The organism is Thermostichus sp. MS-CIW-34, from assembly GCF_054060435.1.
Genome location: NZ_JBSSDE010000027.1, coordinates 26,180 through 42,991 on the forward strand (window position 1 = coordinate 26,180; position 16,812 = coordinate 42,991).

At 59.3% G+C, this 16,812-nt stretch carries 14 protein-coding genes and 2 tRNA genes; 9 read left to right on the forward strand and 7 right to left on the reverse strand.

Annotated features, from left to right (window positions below):
* Positions 1 to 4 precede the first annotated feature (4 nt).
* Entirely contained in the window at positions 5 to 2,596 is a 2,592-nt protein-coding gene (locus ACVWYY_RS10025) for a DUF3536 domain-containing protein (protein WP_457403395.1), read from the forward strand.
* A 42-nt stretch (positions 2,597 to 2,638) separates the two neighbouring features.
* Here the strand turns inward: ACVWYY_RS10025 and ACVWYY_RS10030 are convergent.
* Positions 2,639 to 2,712: transfer RNA gene (locus tag ACVWYY_RS10030), tRNA-Pro, on the reverse strand.
* A gap of 144 nt (positions 2,713 to 2,856) precedes the next feature.
* On the opposite strand from ACVWYY_RS10030, the gene ACVWYY_RS10035 reads away from it, so the two are divergent.
* Positions 2,857 to 3,312 carry an HHL1-like protein gene (locus tag ACVWYY_RS10035; RefSeq protein WP_457403394.1) on the forward strand — a complete coding sequence of 152 codons (456 nt, stop codon included), beginning with the start codon at positions 2,857 to 2,859 and terminating at the stop codon, positions 3,310 to 3,312.
* Here the strand turns inward: ACVWYY_RS10035 and ACVWYY_RS10040 are convergent.
* Positions 3,309 to 4,220, reverse strand: a complete 912-nt coding sequence (locus ACVWYY_RS10040; protein ID WP_457403393.1) for an alpha/beta fold hydrolase — start codon at positions 4,218 to 4,220, stop codon at positions 3,309 to 3,311. The two genes, ACVWYY_RS10035 and ACVWYY_RS10040, sit on opposite strands and share 4 nt — an antisense overlap.
* A 308-nt stretch (positions 4,221 to 4,528) precedes the next feature.
* Here ACVWYY_RS10040 and ACVWYY_RS10045 point away from each other — a divergent pair, with 308 nt between their 5' ends.
* The 3 genes from ACVWYY_RS10045 to ACVWYY_RS10055 all read left to right on the forward strand — a co-directional run bounded on the left by ACVWYY_RS10045 (position 4,529) and on the right by ACVWYY_RS10055 (position 7,969).
* Positions 4,529 to 5,722, forward strand: a complete 1,194-nt coding sequence (locus tag ACVWYY_RS10045) for an RNA-guided endonuclease InsQ/TnpB family protein (RefSeq protein WP_457403392.1) — start codon at positions 4,529 to 4,531, stop codon at positions 5,720 to 5,722.
* A gap of 246 nt (positions 5,723 to 5,968) precedes the next feature.
* On the forward strand, positions 5,969 to 7,396 hold the full coding sequence (locus ACVWYY_RS10050) for a folate/biopterin family MFS transporter (protein WP_457403391.1): 1,428 nt from the start codon (positions 5,969 to 5,971) through the stop codon (positions 7,394 to 7,396).
* A 117-nt stretch (positions 7,397 to 7,513) separates the two neighbouring features.
* The gene (locus ACVWYY_RS10055) at positions 7,514 to 7,969 is read left to right on the forward strand and encodes a DUF6679 family protein (RefSeq protein WP_011432782.1); all 456 of its coding nucleotides are present in this window, start codon (positions 7,514 to 7,516) and stop codon (positions 7,967 to 7,969) included.
* Positions 7,970 to 8,120: 151 nt separating this feature from the next.
* Here the strand turns inward: ACVWYY_RS10055 and ACVWYY_RS10060 are convergent, their stop codons facing one another.
* The gene (locus ACVWYY_RS10060) at positions 8,121 to 8,873 is read right to left on the reverse strand and encodes a segregation/condensation protein A (RefSeq protein ID WP_457440436.1); all 753 of its coding nucleotides are present in this window, start codon (positions 8,871 to 8,873) and stop codon (positions 8,121 to 8,123) included.
* Between the two features lie 156 nt (positions 8,874 to 9,029).
* Here ACVWYY_RS10060 and ACVWYY_RS10065 point away from each other — a divergent pair.
* From ACVWYY_RS10065 to ACVWYY_RS10075, 3 genes are all read left to right on the forward strand, one after another.
* Positions 9,030 to 9,101, forward strand: a tRNA-Val gene (locus tag ACVWYY_RS10065).
* A 298-nt stretch (positions 9,102 to 9,399) separates the two neighbouring features.
* Positions 9,400 to 9,840, forward strand: coding sequence for a hypothetical protein (locus ACVWYY_RS10070; protein ID WP_238376922.1), 441 nt, complete (start codon positions 9,400 to 9,402; stop codon positions 9,838 to 9,840).
* Positions 9,828 to 10,724 (forward strand): sulfatase-like hydrolase/transferase, encoded by an 897-nt coding sequence (locus ACVWYY_RS10075; protein WP_011432786.1) that lies wholly within the window; start codon positions 9,828 to 9,830, stop codon positions 10,722 to 10,724. The genes ACVWYY_RS10070 and ACVWYY_RS10075 overlap by 13 nt, the downstream gene beginning before the upstream one ends.
* A 153-nt stretch (positions 10,725 to 10,877) precedes the next feature.
* Here ACVWYY_RS10075 and ACVWYY_RS10080 read toward each other — a convergent pair whose 3' ends face one another.
* The 4 genes from ACVWYY_RS10080 to ACVWYY_RS10095 all read right to left on the reverse strand — a co-directional run bounded on the left by ACVWYY_RS10080 (position 10,878) and on the right by ACVWYY_RS10095 (position 15,898).
* On the reverse strand, positions 10,878 to 12,026 hold the full coding sequence (locus ACVWYY_RS10080) for an AI-2E family transporter (RefSeq protein ID WP_414341734.1): 1,149 nt from the start codon (positions 12,024 to 12,026) through the stop codon (positions 10,878 to 10,880).
* A gap of 32 nt (positions 12,027 to 12,058) precedes the next feature.
* Positions 12,059 to 12,835: an enoyl-ACP reductase FabI gene (fabI, locus tag ACVWYY_RS10085; protein ID WP_011432788.1), complete on the reverse strand. Its 777-nt coding sequence runs from the start codon at positions 12,833 to 12,835 to the stop codon at positions 12,059 to 12,061.
* 219 nt (positions 12,836 to 13,054) lie between these two features.
* On the reverse strand, positions 13,055 to 14,860 hold the full coding sequence (gene aspS / locus ACVWYY_RS10090) for an aspartate--tRNA ligase (RefSeq protein WP_457403390.1): 1,806 nt from the start codon (positions 14,858 to 14,860) through the stop codon (positions 13,055 to 13,057).
* Positions 14,861 to 14,932: 72 nt separating this feature from the next.
* Positions 14,933 to 15,898: a metal ABC transporter solute-binding protein, Zn/Mn family gene (locus ACVWYY_RS10095; RefSeq protein ID WP_457403389.1), complete on the reverse strand. Its 966-nt coding sequence runs from the start codon at positions 15,896 to 15,898 to the stop codon at positions 14,933 to 14,935.
* Between the two features lie 59 nt (positions 15,899 to 15,957).
* Between ACVWYY_RS10095 and ACVWYY_RS10100 the strand changes: the two genes are divergently transcribed.
* Positions 15,958 to 16,719, forward strand: coding sequence for a metal ABC transporter ATP-binding protein (locus ACVWYY_RS10100; RefSeq protein ID WP_414381929.1), 762 nt, complete (start codon positions 15,958 to 15,960; stop codon positions 16,717 to 16,719).
* The last annotated feature ends 93 nt before the right edge of the window (positions 16,720 to 16,812 follow it).

A 16,812-nucleotide genomic window follows, 5' to 3' on the forward strand; every position in this document is an offset into this window, starting at 1 on the left:
TCTCATGATGCCGAGTGGCTCCAAAAATTCCGATAGGCCAGCGGCACAGTCAGGGCACAGCGATTTGGTCTCCGACCCGCCGATGCAAGCGGCTCCTTCTCCGGCAGGTGCTGCTGAGCTTTCCTCTGCGCGGCCGTACGTGGTGTTGCACGGCCATTTCTATCAGCCGCCCCGAGAGGATCCCTGCCTCAACCGCATTCAGCGACAGCCGAGCGCCAGCCCCTTTCACGACTGGAACGAGCGCATTTGGGCGGAATGTTACCGCCCCAACGCCTTTGCCCGCGTTCTGGACGACCAAGGACGGGTGGTGCGCATTGTCAACAACTATGAATTCTTGAGCTTTAACTTCGGCCCTACTCTCCTCTCTTGGCTAGAGGAGCATGACATTGAAGTTTACCAACGCATTTTGGCCGGCGACCGCCTCAGCGCTGAGCGGCTGGAGGGTCATGGCAATGCCATCGCCCAAGTCTACAACCACGTCATCCTGCCCCTGGCCAACGAGCGAGACAAGTACACCCAGATCCGCTGGGGAATTGCCGATTTCCAACACCGCTTCGGGCGCCATCCACAGGGCATGTGGCTGGCCGAAACCGCTATCGATGCAGCAACGGTCACAGCCTTGGTTGAGTGTGGGATCCGCTTCGTCATTTTGGCCCCCAGCCAAGCGCAGCGCATTCGCCCCTTGGGACAAACCGAGTGGATCGATGTCAGCCAAGGCCAGATCGATCCCCGTCGGCCCTACCGCTGCTTTACCCCCGATCGGGAGGGGTACTTGGATATTTTCTTTTTCGATGGCCCCATTTCCCGTGACTTGGGCTTTGGGGATATCGTTTACAGTACTTATTCGCTGGCGGAGCGGATCCGTTCCGCTCTGCGCTCGGACAAAGAGGGGGAAGCCTATCTGGTCAACTGTGCCACCGATGGCGAGACTTTTGGCCACCACAAGCGGGGTGTAGAACGCACGCTGGCCTATGCCTTTTGCGAGGAATTTCCCCGCCGGGGCTGGCAGGTGGGCAACTACAGCCATTTTCTCAGCCAACATCCCCCCACTTGGGAGGTGCAACTGAAACCGGTCACCGCCTGGAGCTGCGCCCACGGGGTAGGACGGTGGTCGCGAGACTGTGGCTGCGGAGCGGTGGGAGGGTGGCACCAACGCTGGCGGCAACCGCTGCGGGAGGCCCTCAACTGGCTGCGGGATCAGCTGGCCGAGATCTACGAGACGGAGGCCAGAGCCTACCTGCGGGATCCCTGGCTGGCGCGGGATCGTTACATCGAGGTGATTTTGGATCGGGAGCGCTGTGATGCCTTTTTGCAGGAGCACCAAAGCCACCGCCTCACCGCCGAAGATCGGGTGCAAGTGCTGCGCCTGTTGGAGATGCAGCGCTACAGCCAGTTGATGTTCACCAGTTGTGGCTGGTTTTTCGAGGAGCTATCCCGTCCTGAAGGGGTGCAGATCCTGCGTTACGCGGCACGGGCTATCCAGTTGGCAGCAGCAGTGGCGGATGTCAACCTAGAAGAGGAGTTTTTGCAGCGCCTGAGCAAGGCCCCCAGCAACCTCGACCTCTACAGAGACGGCAAGGGGGTCTATTGCGCCTTGGTGCGCCCCAGCTTGATCAGCCCGCAACGGCTGGTGGCTCAGCACGCCATGTTTTCCCTGTTTAACGGGATCCCCCGTTCCCAAGGATATGTGCTGGATCAAGTGGATCAAGAGCGCCTGACGATAGGCGGGTCGACACTGGCTATCGGGCGGGTGAAGCTCACTTTTCCCACCACCCGCGAAGAGCACGATCTAATCTACGCCATGCTCCATCTCGGCGGCTGGGACTTTCAATGTGGCGTCAAGCCGTTCGCTGGGCGGCGCATCTACGAGCAGATAAAAGCGCGGCTGCTGGCCGGATCCCACAGTCGGATACAGATGATCCTGACCCTGCAAGACCTATTTGGGCCGGAAACCTTCGACTTGAACGCCCTCGACGACGAAGATCGGCAGCAGATGATGCGCTGGCTCACTCAAGATACCCTAGACCGCCTGGCCCAGCTCTACCGCCAAACCTACCTGGACAATTACGGGGTCTTGATGGCCTTTCGGGCCGACGGCCTGCCGATCCCGGAAGAGTTGTTGGCTGCCGCTCAGATCACCCTCAACCAACGCCTGTTGACCAGTTTGCGGGCGATGGAAATGGAAGAGGGCAAGCGGGATCACCTGCTGGAATTGCGGGCAATTGTGCGCGAGGCCGAGCAGTTGGGGTGTCAGTTGCGGCGGGAAGAGGCAGCCCGGGTTCTGGATCGGCTCCTACAGCGGGGGATGTGGCACCTTGCCCACGCTTTTGAGCCGGAGACCTTCGGCGAACAGCTCTACAACCTGGAAGAATGGCTGCAATTGGCTGCAGACCTGCGCCTGCCCATCAACTTGGATCGCCTGCAAGAGCTCTATCTGACAGCGCTGGAGCGTCAAATTGGCCCGCGTTGCCCAGCTTGGCCCCAAGAAGACTGCCGAGACATTTCTGCCGAAAACCTGCACCGCCTCTTACAGGTTGGGCAGCGAATTCGGGTCAACGTCAATGCCTGGCTGCGTCACCTACACCCCCAAAATTAAACCCCCAAGATTAAGTTGAGAGCTCAGTGAACTTTAAAGCCATCGGGATGACAGGATTCGAACCTGCGACCCCTTCGTCCCGAACGAAGTGCGCTACCAAGCTGCGCTACATCCCGACTGACAGGCCCCTTTAACCGCCCGCCGAAGCTCAACAAGTATAGCACGCCGGCTACGAACAATGAGGACAAGGGATCCCCAGCAGAGAAGGGGATCCAATCTGCGCTAAGCTGCAAAAAATCCCCCCTCTCGTCAGCCCAAGTATGAGTCAGTCTAAGGGTTTCCGCAAATCCAAGCCTGAGAAAAAACCGGCCAGCTCCAACACTGCCAAGCGCAAGGAAGCCGCCAAACGGTACGACGAGCTGAAAGCCAAGGGGATGCCGGAGTTCAACATCTTTGCCCGCCGTCGCCAGCCCGCGCCTGGCCAGCCCAACCCTTGGCTGCCGGTGGGATCCCTGGCAGTGGGGCGTTCCAGCGCCATTCACCAGGCCATTTTCCAAAACGAGGAAGAACTCAAAAAAGCAGCCGTCAGGCTGTTTCCCCGTCTCGGCAAGGTGAAAGATGACCTGGAGTTTGGGTTTCGCCTCAAGGACAAGGACTTCCAAGACGAGCCGATCCAGGTGGCGATCCGTCCCCAGCCTTCACCCCTTCAAGTCTGGATGGCCAAAATCCGAGGTTGGTTGGGCCTCTCCAGCAAAGGAACCTCCAAAAAAGCTTAGACCGCCGCAAAGGCCCTGGGCAGCCAGCCCAAAATCAGAGGGTTGACCACCTCTGGGCGCTCGTCGTGGGGGCAATGGCCTGTATCGGGGATGGGGAGAAACTGGTAGTCGATCCCTTGCACATGGTTTTGAAAGCCGCGACCCCGTTGAATGGGCGTCCAGGGATCCCCTTCTCCCCAGAGCACCAACAGCGGGCAGCGCACCTGAGGCAATAGGGCTTCAGGAGTTGGGCCAGGGGGAGCGGTGAGAATCGAGGCAAACACCTGCTGAGCGCCCACATCACAGGAAGGGGCATAGAGAATCTCCACCAGCTCATCCGTAATGGCGGCGGGGTTGCGGTACACCTGCTTGAGAGTTGCGCGAATACGCTGCCGCTGCCGCACCCGATCGAACAAAAATGGCCCCGTCACCGGAGAAGCCGCCAGAGCGGTGAAAACACCCATGAAAAGGCGAAACATCGGGTTGAGCTCATGGGAGCGATGGTTCAATCCCCCGGCGCAGTTGAGCAGCACCGCCCCTGCTGTTAACTGGGGATGCCGGGCAGCCATCATCAAGCTGAGCAAGGCACCGATGGAATTGCCGATAAATACAGCAGGCTGCTGAATGTGCTGCTGCCAAAAATCCACCAGCAACTCCGCCCACAGATCCAAGGTGTAGGGGAGAGCAGGCTTGGCCGAGCCGCCAAACCCCAGCAAATCCAGGGCATAGACCCGGTATCCTGCCGCAGCCAGCACGGGGATGTTGTGCCGCCAATGGCCGATGGAAGCCCCAAATCCATGCACCAAGACCAGCGGGGATCCGGATCCCTGCACCACATAGCGAATGGCATGTCCGCGCCAGCTCCAGACTTGTGGAGCAAAAGGAGCAATGGCATCAACCGCAGAACCGGCAGGAGAAGCAGTCAGCACAGCCTGAAAACAGACCCAGTTAAAGATGTAGGTAGAAACTCAGAGCCATCCCTGTTCATCATAGCTTCGGAATGCCTTTGTCTCCCGTCTCTACTGCCCTGCCTGCTGCTGCAGTTGCGGGTTCAGGTGCCGCCGAGGTGGGGTTGGGCCGGTCAACATGGGACGAAAGCATGCTGGACTTCTTGGGATCCCCGCCCTTGGCTGGATGGCATAGCACCCGGGGATCAGCTAGAAATCGCAGGAGCCCCGCACTGTACCCGTAGGGTCAGTGTCGGGAGGAATGCGCTTTGATGAAGTACAATGAACTTATGAGCCAAATCCTGACCATCTCCTGCAAGCTCAAGGTGTCCCCGTCGCAAGCCGCTAAATTGGACGTGACGATGGATGCCTTTATGCAGGCACTGAACTGGGTCAACCAGAACACGCCGGAGAAGATCGTCAATGCGGTCAAACTGCAATCCCTTTGCTACTACGAGATTCGCGCCCGATTCGGCTTGTCCAGTAACTTGGCCCAGCAGGTCTGCAGACGGGTGGCCGGCGCCCGCAAAGTGGCGAGACAGCGCAACCGTCCAGTTAAAGAGTTCAAGCGTAGGTTCGCTACCTACGACGCTCGTATCTTCTCGTTCCGCGAGAAAGACTGGACGGTGTCGCTGACCACGGTGGAGGGTCGGGAGCGCTTTGAGCTGTCCATCGGCAACTACCAGCGTGGGATACTGGCGGGTTCCAACCCAAAAGCCGCCACGCTGGTCAAGCGGAAAGACGGCTCCTACTACATCCAGATTTGCGTAGAGGAAAAAACACCCAAGCAACAAGATACCGACAAGGTGATCGGGGTGGACTTGGGGAGGACAGATATTGCCCATACATCGGAAGGAGATAACTGGAATGGACAGCAGTTGAACAGAGTCCGCGACCACTACTCCCGGTTGAGGGCGGTACTCCAACGCAAAGCCAGTAAGGGCACCCGCAGTTCGCGGCGCAGATGCAGAGAACTGTTGCAACGGCTGTCTGGCAAGGAGAGACGCTTTCAAGTGTGGGTCAATCATCGCATCTCCAAAGCTATTGTCTCCAGGGCAAAAGCTACCAACAGCGCTATTGCTCTGGAAGACCTGACAGGGATCCGGGAAAGGGTCAATCAACAGCCACGCAGCAAAGCCGAGCGGCGTAGGACCAACAGTTGGGCGTTCTACCAACTACGTCAGTTTCTGGAGTACAAGGCGAGGGTTGCAGGGGTTTCTCTGATTCTTGTTCCGCCTGCCTACACGTCGCAGACCTGCCACCGGTGTTTGCACATCCATCCCGACCCTGCGCAATCCTACCGCAGTGGTAAGTCGTTCAAGTGTGGGCACTGTGGATGGGAAGGGGATGCGGATTTGAATGGTGCGAATGTGATTGCGCTCTTGGGGGCTGTCGTAAACCAGCCTAGAGGTCCGGGCTTGTTTTGTTCTCTGGTAGAGCAGAGCAGGCTCAGGGCTACTGAAAGCCCGCTCCGTACCGCTTAGCGGTCGGAGCCGGGTAGTTTACCTTTCGACCTCATTTCGACCTCATTATTACCTCATTATTTTGTAGATTTTGTAGCTCGGCTGGGTTGAGCAGAAAGAGCGCTGGGAAGCGCAACCCGTCCAAGGAGGTCGGAGCCGGAAGCCAGTTGGACAGGTTAAGGTGAAGAGACTGTTAAGATTCTTATGGTTTTGCTGTTGCCAAGGCAACACCGCACCAACTAACATCTCGCTACACTGCGACCGCTCATGATTCATCCTCTGCTGCAACGGCTGCACCAATCCACCCTGACCCCGCTGCGGGATATCCACTGGACGCCGGAATTGTTCGGAATCCTCTTGGTGTACTTTGTGCAGGGGGCGGTGGGGCTGGCACGGCTGGCCACCAGCTTTTACCTGAAGGATAGCTTGGGCCTCAGCCCGTCTCAGGTGGCGGCGTTGATGGGCGTTGCCATGAGCCCCTGGATCCTCAAGCCCCTCTACGGCCTGCTGTCGGATACCGTACCGGTGGCGGGCTATCGGCGTCGTCCCTACCTCTTGTTGTCAGGGCTTCTGGGGTGTGGGGCTTGGCTGGGGATGGCCCTGTGGGCACCGACGGCTGGTCTGGCCACCCTGTGGATGGTTTTGGGATCCCTGGCGGTGGCGGTAGGGGATGTAATCGTAGATTCGCTGGTGGTGGAGCGGGTACACGGCAGTGACTGGGCGGGGACGGGCACGCTGCAATCTTTGACTTGGGGGGCAACGGCCTTGGGATCCCTGCTCACCGCCTATTTGGGAGGAGCGCTCTTGGCCCATTATCCGCCGCAGGTGGTGTTTGGGCTGACGGCCTTTTTGCCGTTGTTCATCGCTCTGGCAGCTTGGGTTATCGCCGATCAACCGGTGGTGTTGTCTCAGGGCTGGGATCCCTTGCAACAACAGGTGGGGCAGGTGTGGCGGGCGCTGCGGCAACCCAGCATTTTGCTGCCGGTGCTGTTTGTGTTCGTTTGGCAGGCCACTCCCAGCGCCGATGCGGCTCTTTTTTACTTTGTCACCAACGATCTCGGCTTTGGGCCGGAATTTTTGGGTCAGGTGCGCTTGGTTACCAGCATCGCCAGTTTGCTGGGGGTAGGGATCTTCCAGGTGTACCTGCGGCGGATCCCACTGCGGCCCCTGTTCGGCTGGATGACCGTGATCTCGGCAGGGTTGGGCCTGACCAGCCTCATCTTGGTCTATCACCTCAACCGGGATTGGGGTATCGACGATCATTGGTTTAGCTTGGGGGACAGCCTGGTGCTGACGGTGGCAGGACAAATTGCCTTTATGCCAGTGCTGGTCTTGGCCGCCCGCCTCTGCCCCCCTGGGATCGAGGCCACCCTCTTTGCTCTGCTGATGTCGGCCTTTAATTTGGCGGGGTTTCTCTCCCAAGAGCTGGGATCCCTGCTGATGCATGGGCTGGGGGTAACGGAGACCGATTTCAGCCGGCTGGGGCTGCTGCTGATCCTGACCAACCTTTCCACCCTCTTGCCCCTGCCGTTTTTGGGCTGGCTGCCGGAAGAGAGCATGACCCTTGGCGGAGCAGAACTTGAGGCGGAAGCCCATGCCTCTCTGGAATCCTTTCTGCGGGATGTGCAGGCAGAAGAAGCGGAGACAGCCTTGGCGATGGAAGGGGTCTCTCTGGCCGAAACCGACCCAACCTAAAGAGACTCTGTCTGGCCTCGGGAAAGGCATACAGCCTCGGTGTCCAGCCGCTAAGATGGAGGGATGAGCTGGGTAGCCCCCACAACTCACTCGGATCTTTCACTTCAGGAGGGGACCGTGCTTCATCGTAGGATCTATCAACTCAGCCGCGAAGGCAAGGATGTGTGGATCTATCTGCGGGATCAGGGACGCTGGCTGGAACGGGCCAAGATCCTCGATATCGAAGGGGACACCATCCTAGTTCGCTACGAGACAGAAGATGAGGAGGAGATCTGCTCCTGGGAGGAGATGATTCGCCTGGAAAGCATTGGAGCTGTTGCTCAGCGCCTTTCCACCATTCCCAAGGGGATGCTCAGCACGTCAGATTTGCTCACCTCAGAAGACTGCCCTCCGGCTGAATTGCTGCATCCGCCACTGTTGCCTACCGAAGGAGAAGATCATCCCAGCAGCGAGCGCCTCGTGGAGGATTACTACCTGGATCGGGAGGCTCCTGCCGAGCTGCCGGTGCGCTCCAGTGGGGAAGATCTCAAACGGGCGGATCGTGCCCGGCACGATGCTGAAGGCACGGATTGAGTTCTCCGTTTGCCAGAGCGGCGCAGAAGAGCGCTTGACATCCTCAGGTTCAGACGCCAGCTCAGAAGCCTAGAGGTGGATGGCCCGGCCACGGCCAGAAAAGTTCTCTAGAGTTCACCTTGGCAGATGAAGGGGATCCCAAGGGCGGGATTTACTTTGCCAGGCCCTCAGTTGTGCAGGGTCGGATGGTCAGTGGGCCGTAGAACTCCTCTTGGCACAGCTCCACCTGAGAGCGGGCAGCCATTAGCAGCAATGACCAGAAGACTTGAATGGGGTGAATGGTCCCGCTGCTGCCGTTTTGATAGCTTTTTTGGCAAAAGTGTTGCTGGAGATCGACAAAGCTGATCTGGGTCAGACCCTGCTGCCAAAGCTGAGCCAGCAGAGATTCTAGCTCGGCGGTGGTTTCCAAAAGGTTTTCCGGGTGGGCTAGCTGAGTGATGGCCGACAGCGCTTGCTGGCGAGAAATCCGTTGGGCCAGCGGCTTTGGGGCAGCTTCGGGCTGGTGTTCCAGCAGGGTTTCCAGCTCTTGCAGGTGGGCGATGAGTTCTTTGAGGGTGATGGGCCGGGTACGTTGAAGACGGGGTGCTGCCCTGGGTTGCAACACGCGATCCAAGTGCGCCAAAGACCAGCTTGGCCAGGGATCCACTTCTACCTCCACCGGGCTGGGCTCACTTTCTTCTGCTTCCGGTTCTGCCAAAGCCATCGCCTTAAGATAGACCAACATGGCAGCGTGGAGCAGGGCTTGTCCCGACTCAGACAGGTCATGGCTGCTGCTGGTGGGAGCCATATGGGCCAGAAAGCGATCGATAACCTCGATGACCTGCACATCCCAGGGATCGATCTCGCCTCGTTCTGCCAAATCAATGAGCAGAGCAATTGCCTCTTCGGTCGGTGAGTAGGCCATAGCACCCCACAGCTCCCTGACCCTTACTGTAGCCCTCAGGCCGGATCCCGGCTATCTCTAGCCATCTCCCATGCCGATCCGAATCCTCTGGCTCAATCGCTGACGTGGTAATATAGAGATCCTGCTCTAGTCGATAGCTGCTAGAGTGGTATCTGCGGGCGGTTAGCACAGTGGTAGCGCACTTCCTTCACACGGAAGGGGTCACAAGTTCGAATCTTGTACCGCCCATACCCGCAAACCTGCTCCTGCAGCGAGCTTCAACAGTCCAAGTCCTTCTCCTGGAGGAGAGATACAGGCGGCTAGAAACGACTTTTTCCGCCCCGGGGTCTCCCTGAAGCTCGCCTTAGGGAGAGGGCTAATGGCTGTTGAGAACAACTCCGCTTGAGCTTCCAGCGTCTTTGCTGCCAGGCCAGTGGAGAAAGGGAAGAATGGTAGCCTAATAAAGGGTAGGGTTGAGGCCATGCAAGAATTTCGTCCCGCTAACGCGATCAGAAACCTTCGCTTCATACTCCTGGGCTTGTGGATCTTGAGCCTGCTCGTTCTCCTCATCCAAAACTGGGGATCCCCGGCAAGGGTTGTGGTGGGTGGGCAATCGGGATCCCCGCTTCCTCTATCGTTGGTGCTATTGGCCTCTTATGGGGCAGGGATGGGGCTGGGATTTTTGTATGTAGGCTCCTGGCGATTGCACGACCGGGTGTTCCAGCGACAGGCAATCCGTAAGTTAACTCAGTTGAGCGACCGAGTTCGCTTTTTGGAAGCCCAGCTGATTCCCCCCGACCACTATTTGCCCCAAGATCTGCCGGAGTACGAGCCGGATCCCCAAGCAGGCCGCTATTCCTATTCCAATATCCCGCCGGAACGCATTCGCGATCCCGCTCCTGAGGACGACGATGCGGCAGCAGCTCCCAACTGGCGGATTGTCCAGCGGCCCTACGCCGACGAGGAGGAGGAAGGATGGGATTCCTAAACTGGTGGAAATCGTCTGCCGCTCCTGCGTCTGAGCCCGACCCCCGCCCTGAACCGCGGGGACAGAACAACTATCTGCTCATCGTCCTAGACAGTTGCCGCTTCGACAGCCTGCTGGCGGCCAACCCCAAGCACTTGCTGAAGTTGGGCCCTCTGGAAAAGCGCTGGAGCTACGCTTCCTGGACGGCCCCTGCCCATTACAACCTGCTCATGGGCCTGCTGCCCCACACCAGCCCCATCCACGTTTTTGCGTCCGAGCACTACAAGCAAGATTATCTGCGCTACAACGAGCGGCTCGGCACCCGGCAACCCATTGAGTTCAAGCATCTGCTGCCTCATCTCTATTTGCCGACGCTGCTGAAGCATCAACTGGGCTACACCACCCACGCCATGGTCTCCATGCCGGTGCTCAACCCCAGCACGCTGCTGAATCGGGATTTCGATTCCTACCGCCTCATGCCCCAGCACAACGATATGGCGGCCATGGTGGAACAGTTGCGCTTCGAGCCGGATCGCCCCAGCTTTTACCTGTTAAACGTGGGCGAAACTCACTATCCCTACGCGCTGCCCGATGAGGATCCCAGCTTGTGGCCCCGCATCTCGGGGGTGAATGGGGTGTTGAAGCGGCTGGATGAAGGAGAAGAGGACGGGATCCCCTTTTTCGATTCGGCCCAGTTGGAAGAGCTACGGCAGCGACAGATCCAGGCGGTGCGCTACCTGGATGGGATCTTTGAACAGCTGTTCGACCTGGTTCCCAAAAACACCTACATCACGGTTACAGCCGATCACGGCGAACTGTTTGGGGAGGGAGGCTACTTCGGCCACGGCCCTATCCACCACGAAAAAGTGCTGGAGGTGCCTTTTATCGAGGGCAAGATTCGCTAGGATGAGGCCCTCACCCCCAGCCCCTCTCCCTGAGGACAAGGGTGGCCATCGATAGCCCAGCAACTGGGCTTACCAGGATTGAGCCTCTGTTTGCCTGCCGGTTAACGCGATCGCCTGGATCGCATGGGCAGAGCCTCTTCCCTTTTGGAGCAGCTAGATCTGCTGGGTCTCCGGCTTGGGCAGGGTAGGATCCCGGCGGGGTTCGCCGTTGGCGCTACTCGGACGGAGCCCTTGCGGGGATCCTTTTACACCGGAACCCAACCCATCTTCGGCGGCCAGGTCGGCAGAGCGGGCGATCTCGTAAAGGCTTTTCACCACACTGCTGAGGGGAATGGCGACGATCACGCCCAGGATGCCCCCCAGTTGCGCCCCCACCAACAGGGCAATCAAGATCCACACTGGATTTAGCCCGATCAGCTCTCCCATCAGGCGGGGGGCGATGACCCGATCCTTCACCTGCTGCACGATCAGGGAAACCAGCACCACTTTAAGGCTGAGCCAAATGTCCTGAAAGGCCAGCAACACCGCCGCCGCCCCAATGCCAATCACCCCCCCCACCAGGGGGATGACCTCCAGCAGGCCGATCAGCAGGCCAAACAGGAGCCCGAAAGGTACCCGCAAAAACCCAAAAACCGGCACCAGCATCAGGGCCATGATGAACCCCAACACCAACTGGCTGATGAGGAAGTTCTGAAAGCTGAGGGCTAGGGCTTCGCCAATGCGCGGCCCCCAAGGTTTGGGGAAGAGGCTGAGCAACCCCTGCCAGAACTGGCCCCCGTAGAGCAGCATGTAGAGGGCCAACACCAGCACCAGCACCAAGTCGATCACCTGGTTGAACGTACCCAGAAGGAGATCCAGGGATTGGCCGGCAATTTTCTCGGCGCTGGCCTGCAGGCGGTTGAGAAGGGTATTGACCAGCTCCGTCTGGCCAAGGTTGATGTTGCGCTCGGCGGCCCAAAGGCTAATCTGGTCGAGCCAATTTTGTAAGGTGTCCACCCACTCTGGGATCCGCGCCCCCAGCTGCACCACTTGCTTGGCCAAGACCGGCACCACGGCGATCCCCACCAAGACCAGCAGCACCACCGAGAGAGCAAAGACCAGGGTGACCGCCAAACCTCGACTGACCCGATAGCGCCGCAGCACCTGCACCGGGTAGTTGAGCAAAAAGGCCAGCACCGCCGCTGTCAGGATGGTGGTGAGCAAATGCCCAAACAGCCGACCCACCTGTATGGCCAGCCAGCCGCTGATGACGATCAAGATCCAGGTGAGCAGCAACCGCTGCAAGGGTGAGAAGCGATTCATGCCGGAGCCATCCCCAAGGGATCCCAAAGCGCTTAAAAACCCAGGATGCTATACCCACTATCCACGTAGATCACCTGGCCGGTAATGCCGCTGGCCAGGTCGCTGGCCAGAAAAGCCGCCACATTGCCCACCTCTATTTGAGTGACATTGCGCCGTAGGGGAGCTTTCTCCTCCACAGCATGCAGCATGGCATGAAAATCGGAAATGGCCGATGAGGCCAAGGTGCGGATTGGGCCGGCAGAAATGGCGTTCACCCGGATCCCGGCAGGGCCCAGCTCGGCAGCCAGGTAGCGGACACAGGTTTCCAGGCCCGCTTTGGTGACGGCAGCCATGTTGTAGTTGGGCACCACTCGCACTCCTCCCAAGTAGGTCAAGGTGAGGACACTGCTGCCGGATCTCAGTAGGGGCTTGGCAGCCCGGCAGAGGGCAATCAGGGAGTAGGTGCTCACATCCATGGCCAGGGCAAACCCCTCCCGCGAGATATCGCTGAAGTTGCCGCTCAGCTCCTCTTTTTTGACATAGGCCAGGCAGTGAACCAGAATATCGACCTGACCCCATTTTTCGGTTACCCCCTGAAACAGATCGCTGATCTGCTGATCGCTTTGCACGTCGCAGGGGAGGAGAAAATCTGGCTGCAAGGGATCCGTGAGTTGCTGAACTTTGGTTTTGAAGCGATCCCGCTCGTCCGGCAGATAGGTAACCCCTAGGCTGGCCCCCGCTTTGTGCAGTTGCTGAGCAATGCCCCAGGCAATGGAGCGCTCGTTGGCAATGCCGGTTACCAAGGCTTTCTTTCCCGTCAGCTGTAGCATGGCAAAAAAAGTAGGGGTGTATTCCTTTCTATCCTCCCACAGGTGGGAGCTGGGGCTGGGAGAAGGGATCCCAGGCACTCCTGAACTCCCGTTAAAAAGGCCCGGCTTCCACAATGAAAGTCCTTTTGGTTGAAAAGGAATATTGTCTGCTGGATCTCCGCAGCCCTGTTACCCGTGCCGAAATCATCGAGCACCCGTGGTCGTTGGAAGATACCTCCCTCAACCGGGCTGATAGGTGGAAGCAACGTGCAGTTCCTTGAGCTGCTTCGCCTCAACGCTGGAAGGAGCGCCGGTGAGCAAACATCGCGCCTGCTGGGTTTTGGGAAAGGCGATGACATCCCGGATGGAATCTTCCCCGGCCAGCAACATCACCAGCCGATCCAGGCCGTAGGCAATGCCGCCGTGGGGCGGGGTGCCATACTCAAAGGCTTCCAACAAAAAGCCAAACTTGTCCCGCGCCTGTTCGGGGGTGAGGCCAATCGCTTGAAAAACCTGCTCCTGAATTTCCCGCTGGTAAATCCGCAGGGATCCCCCTCCTACTTCCACGCCGTTCCACACCAGGTCATAAGCCTGGGCCCGCGCCGTTTTCAGGTCGGCCAAGTCGTCGGGGTGGGGGGCGGTAAAGGGGTGGTGCAGGGCTTCCAGGCGATTTTCTTCGGCGTTGAACTCAAACATGGGAAAGTCGGTGATCCAGAGGAGATTCAAGGCGTTCTCTGGGATCAAACCCAGCTCCTGGCCCAGGTGCAGCCGCAGCCGGCCCAAAGACTCGTTCACCACTGCCGCCGGCCCTGCCCCAAACAGCAACAGATCCCCTGGCTTGGCCTGGGTGAGATCCAGCAACCGCTTCTCCTGCTCGGGGCTCAAGCTCTCTTTCAGGGCGCCGATGGTATCGAGGCTGTCGGGCCGCACCCGGATAAAGGCCAAGCCGCCCGCCCCATACTGGGTGACCAGCTTGAACAGATCCCCGCCTGGTTTGATGCGGGTGTTGGAGATCTTTTCATCGCCGCCGGGCACTGGCAGGATTTTGATCAAACCGCCCTCAGCCAGCACTTTGGCGAAGACTTTGAATCGGGATCCCTGAAACACCTCCGAAACATCCACCAACTCCATCCCAAAGCGGGTGTCAGGCTTGTCGGAGCCGTAGCGGGCCATGGCCTCGGCATAGGTCAGGCGCGGGAAGGGACGGGGCAGGTGGATCCCTTTGACAGTTTTGAAGATATGGCAGATCAGTCGCTCGTTGAGCTCCAGGATCCCTTCTTGATCCATGAAGCTCATCTCCATGTCCAACTGGGTGAACTCCGGCTGCCGATCCGCCCGCAGATCCTCATCCCGAAAGCAGCGGGCGATCTGGTAGTAGCGATCCACGCCAGCCACCATCAGCAGCTGCTTAAAGAGCTGGGGCGACTGCGGCAGGGCAAACCACTCGCCGGGGTTGACGCGGCTGGGCACCAGGTAGTCTCTGGCCCCTTCTGGGGTGGAGCGGGTGAGGATGGGGGTCTCCACCTCAATGAAGCCCTCTTCATCCTCTAGGAAACGGCGGATGGCCTGGATGACCCGGTGGCGCAGTTGCAGGTTACGGGACATGCGCTCCCGCCGCAAATCCAGGTAGCGATAGCGCAGGCGGATCTCTTCTCGCACTTCCTCTGCTTCTTCTCCCGAGACGCTGAAGGGGAGCTGCTTGCCGACTGGACTGAGCACTTCCAACTGTTCGGCGTAGATCTCGACCTCGCCGGTGGCCAGGCGAGGGTTGAAGGAGTCGGGGGGCCGTTGCTGGACAGTTCCCGTTACCCGCACCACATATTCGTTGCGCACTTCCCCCGCCAGTGGATATGACTGCGGAGTTTTCTGCGGATCCGCCACCAGTTGCACAATGCCAGAGCGATCCCGCAAATCCAGAAAGATCACCCCCCCGTGGTCGCGGCGGCGGTCGATCCAGCCGTAGAGGGTGACGGTCTGGCCAATGTGGGCCGGGCGGACTTCGCCACAGTAGAGGGTGCGGGCCGGGCGATGGATGGCAGCAGGCATGGAAGAGGTGAGAGAACAAGGGTCTGAGCCCCTATCATACAAAACTCAGACCTCCTGCCTCGACTCAGCTTCTCAAGAGCATTCAGGGGATCCGCCCAGGGCTACCACAATCGTGCAGGTGTTGAGGCGCATCATGGCGATGTAGGTTTCAGCACCGCTGCCTGCTTCCCCCAAAGAATCGGAGTACAGCTCCTGTTCCGCTACCTTGACTCCCGCTTCAGCGGCCACCGTTTGGATCAGGGCCGGGTTGAGGGTGGTCTCGGCAAAGACAGCCGGCACCTGTAGAGCGCGGATCTCGGCCACCAACCGGGCCACTGTCTGGGCGCTGGGCTGTTCTTCGGTGCTGATCCCCAGCAGGGATCCCCCCATTTTCAGGCCGTAGGCTTGGGTGTAGTAGGCAAAGGCATCGTGAGTGGTCACCAAAACCCGGTTGGGAGGGGGGATGGTCTGAATTTGCTCCCCAATCCAGGCATGAAGCTCCTCCAGCTCTGCTCGATAGGCAGCAGCATTGGTTTGGAAGAAGGTCGCCTCGCCAGGCACCTGTTCCGCCAGCTCTTGGGCAATGCGCTCCACCATGAGGATGACGTTTTCCACATTGCCCCACACGTGGGGGTCGGGAGTGGGGATCCCATCCTCCTCATTAGTGACGATGGGATCGAGGATCTCGGCCAAGGCAACCCGCCGCGCTCCTTGGGCCGTGGCTTCGATGAGACGCATCAACCCCGGCTCCAGGTTGTAGCCATTCCAGAACACCAAGTCTGCCTGCTCTAGGGCCACCCCATCCGCCGGCGTTGGCTCGTAGACATGGGGATCCATCCCCGGCTGCAGCAGGCTGGTGAGCTGGATGCGATCTTGGCCCACCTGCTCTACCCAATCGGCGATCAGTGTGGTGGTGGCCACAACGCGGGAACGCGCCCATCCCGAACCGGCCAAGGCCAGAAAACTGCCGTTCCCGTCAGCGAGACAGAGTCCTATTGCCAAGCCGAAGGCTGCTACCCAACGGCGCCGCCCCCAAAGGAAGACAAGACTTTTGTTCATCGTTTCATGGTTTAGATGTCCCTTTAGGGTACACTGGACTTACCGAAAATGAAAGCAAAATGAAAAAGCAATCTGCTCCTCTCCCTCTTCGCCCGGCCAGGGGATCCCTGGTGGTGCGGGATCTGACGGTGCGTTACGGCAGCCTGCAGGTGCTGCAAGGGATCCAGGCTGAAATCGCGCCGGGGCGCATCACGGGCATCCTCGGGCCCAACGGGGCCGGCAAAAGCACCTTTCTCAAGGGGCTGTTGGGGTTGGTGCCGCTGGAACGGGGGGAAGTGCGCTACGGCGGACAAGCGCTGCGGGGAGAGCAAGTGGCCTATGTACCCCAGCGCTCGGCCATCGACTGGTCGTTTCCCGCCACGGTGTGGGATGTGGTGTTGATGGGGCAGGTGAGAGCTGCTGGCTGGTTTCGCCGCATCGGGAAAAAGGGGCAGCAGCGGGCTGCTCAAGCCCTGGAGCGGGTGGGGATGGGGGCCTACCGGGATCGCCCCATTGGAAAGCTGTCGGGGGGACAACAGCAGCGGGTGTTCCTGGCGCGGGCCTTGGCGCAAGAAGCGGAGATCTACGCCCTTGACGAACCCTTTGCCGGGATCGACCAGCCCAGCGAAGCTATTTTGTTCCAGGTGTTGCGGGAGCTGGCAGATGCCGGCCACATCGTGATGGTGGTGCACCACGATTTGGGGCAGGCCCGGGCCTACTTCGACGAAGTGCTCCTCCTCAACCGTGTCTTAATTGCCCAGGGATCCCCGCGGGAGGTGTTGCAGCCAGCGGTGTTGCAGCGGGCCTATGGCCGAGCCCTGCTGCTGGACTCAGCTGCCTAGGGAGCATGCCTCTAACCCCCAAAACCCTGAACTTTGCTGAATTTACTGAGCTTTAGGCGGTTTGGCAAAAGTCATTGAGAGGGATATAGTAGA

What these genes read in the sequence shown, in the direction of transcription:
- ACVWYY_RS10075 (WP_011432786.1), top strand. Translation starts at nt 9,828, where the DNA reads ATGGGATTCCTAAACTGGTGGAAATCGTCTGCCGCTCCTGCGTCTGAG.
- ACVWYY_RS10080 (WP_414341734.1), bottom strand. Translation starts at nt 12,026, where the DNA reads ATGAATCGCTTCTCACCCTTGCAGCGGTTGCTGCTCACCTGGATCTTG.
- fabI (WP_011432788.1), bottom strand. Translation starts at nt 12,835, where the DNA reads ATGCTACAGCTGACGGGAAAGAAAGCCTTGGTAACCGGCATTGCCAAC.
- ACVWYY_RS10035 (WP_457403394.1), top strand. Translation starts at nt 2,857, where the DNA reads ATGAGTCAGTCTAAGGGTTTCCGCAAATCCAAGCCTGAGAAAAAACCG.
- ACVWYY_RS10025 (WP_457403395.1), top strand. Translation starts at nt 5, where the DNA reads ATGATGCCGAGTGGCTCCAAAAATTCCGATAGGCCAGCGGCACAGTCA.
- ACVWYY_RS10100 (WP_414381929.1), top strand. Translation starts at nt 15,958, where the DNA reads ATGAAAAAGCAATCTGCTCCTCTCCCTCTTCGCCCGGCCAGGGGATCC.
- ACVWYY_RS10095 (WP_457403389.1), bottom strand. Translation starts at nt 15,898, where the DNA reads ATGAACAAAAGTCTTGTCTTCCTTTGGGGGCGGCGCCGTTGGGTAGCA.
- ACVWYY_RS10045 (WP_457403392.1), top strand. Translation starts at nt 4,529, where the DNA reads ATGAGCCAAATCCTGACCATCTCCTGCAAGCTCAAGGTGTCCCCGTCG.
- ACVWYY_RS10050 (WP_457403391.1), top strand. Translation starts at nt 5,969, where the DNA reads ATGATTCATCCTCTGCTGCAACGGCTGCACCAATCCACCCTGACCCCG.
- ACVWYY_RS10060 (WP_457440436.1), bottom strand. Translation starts at nt 8,873, where the DNA reads ATGGCCTACTCACCGACCGAAGAGGCAATTGCTCTGCTCATTGATTTG.
- aspS (WP_457403390.1), bottom strand. Translation starts at nt 14,860, where the DNA reads ATGCCTGCTGCCATCCATCGCCCGGCCCGCACCCTCTACTGTGGCGAA.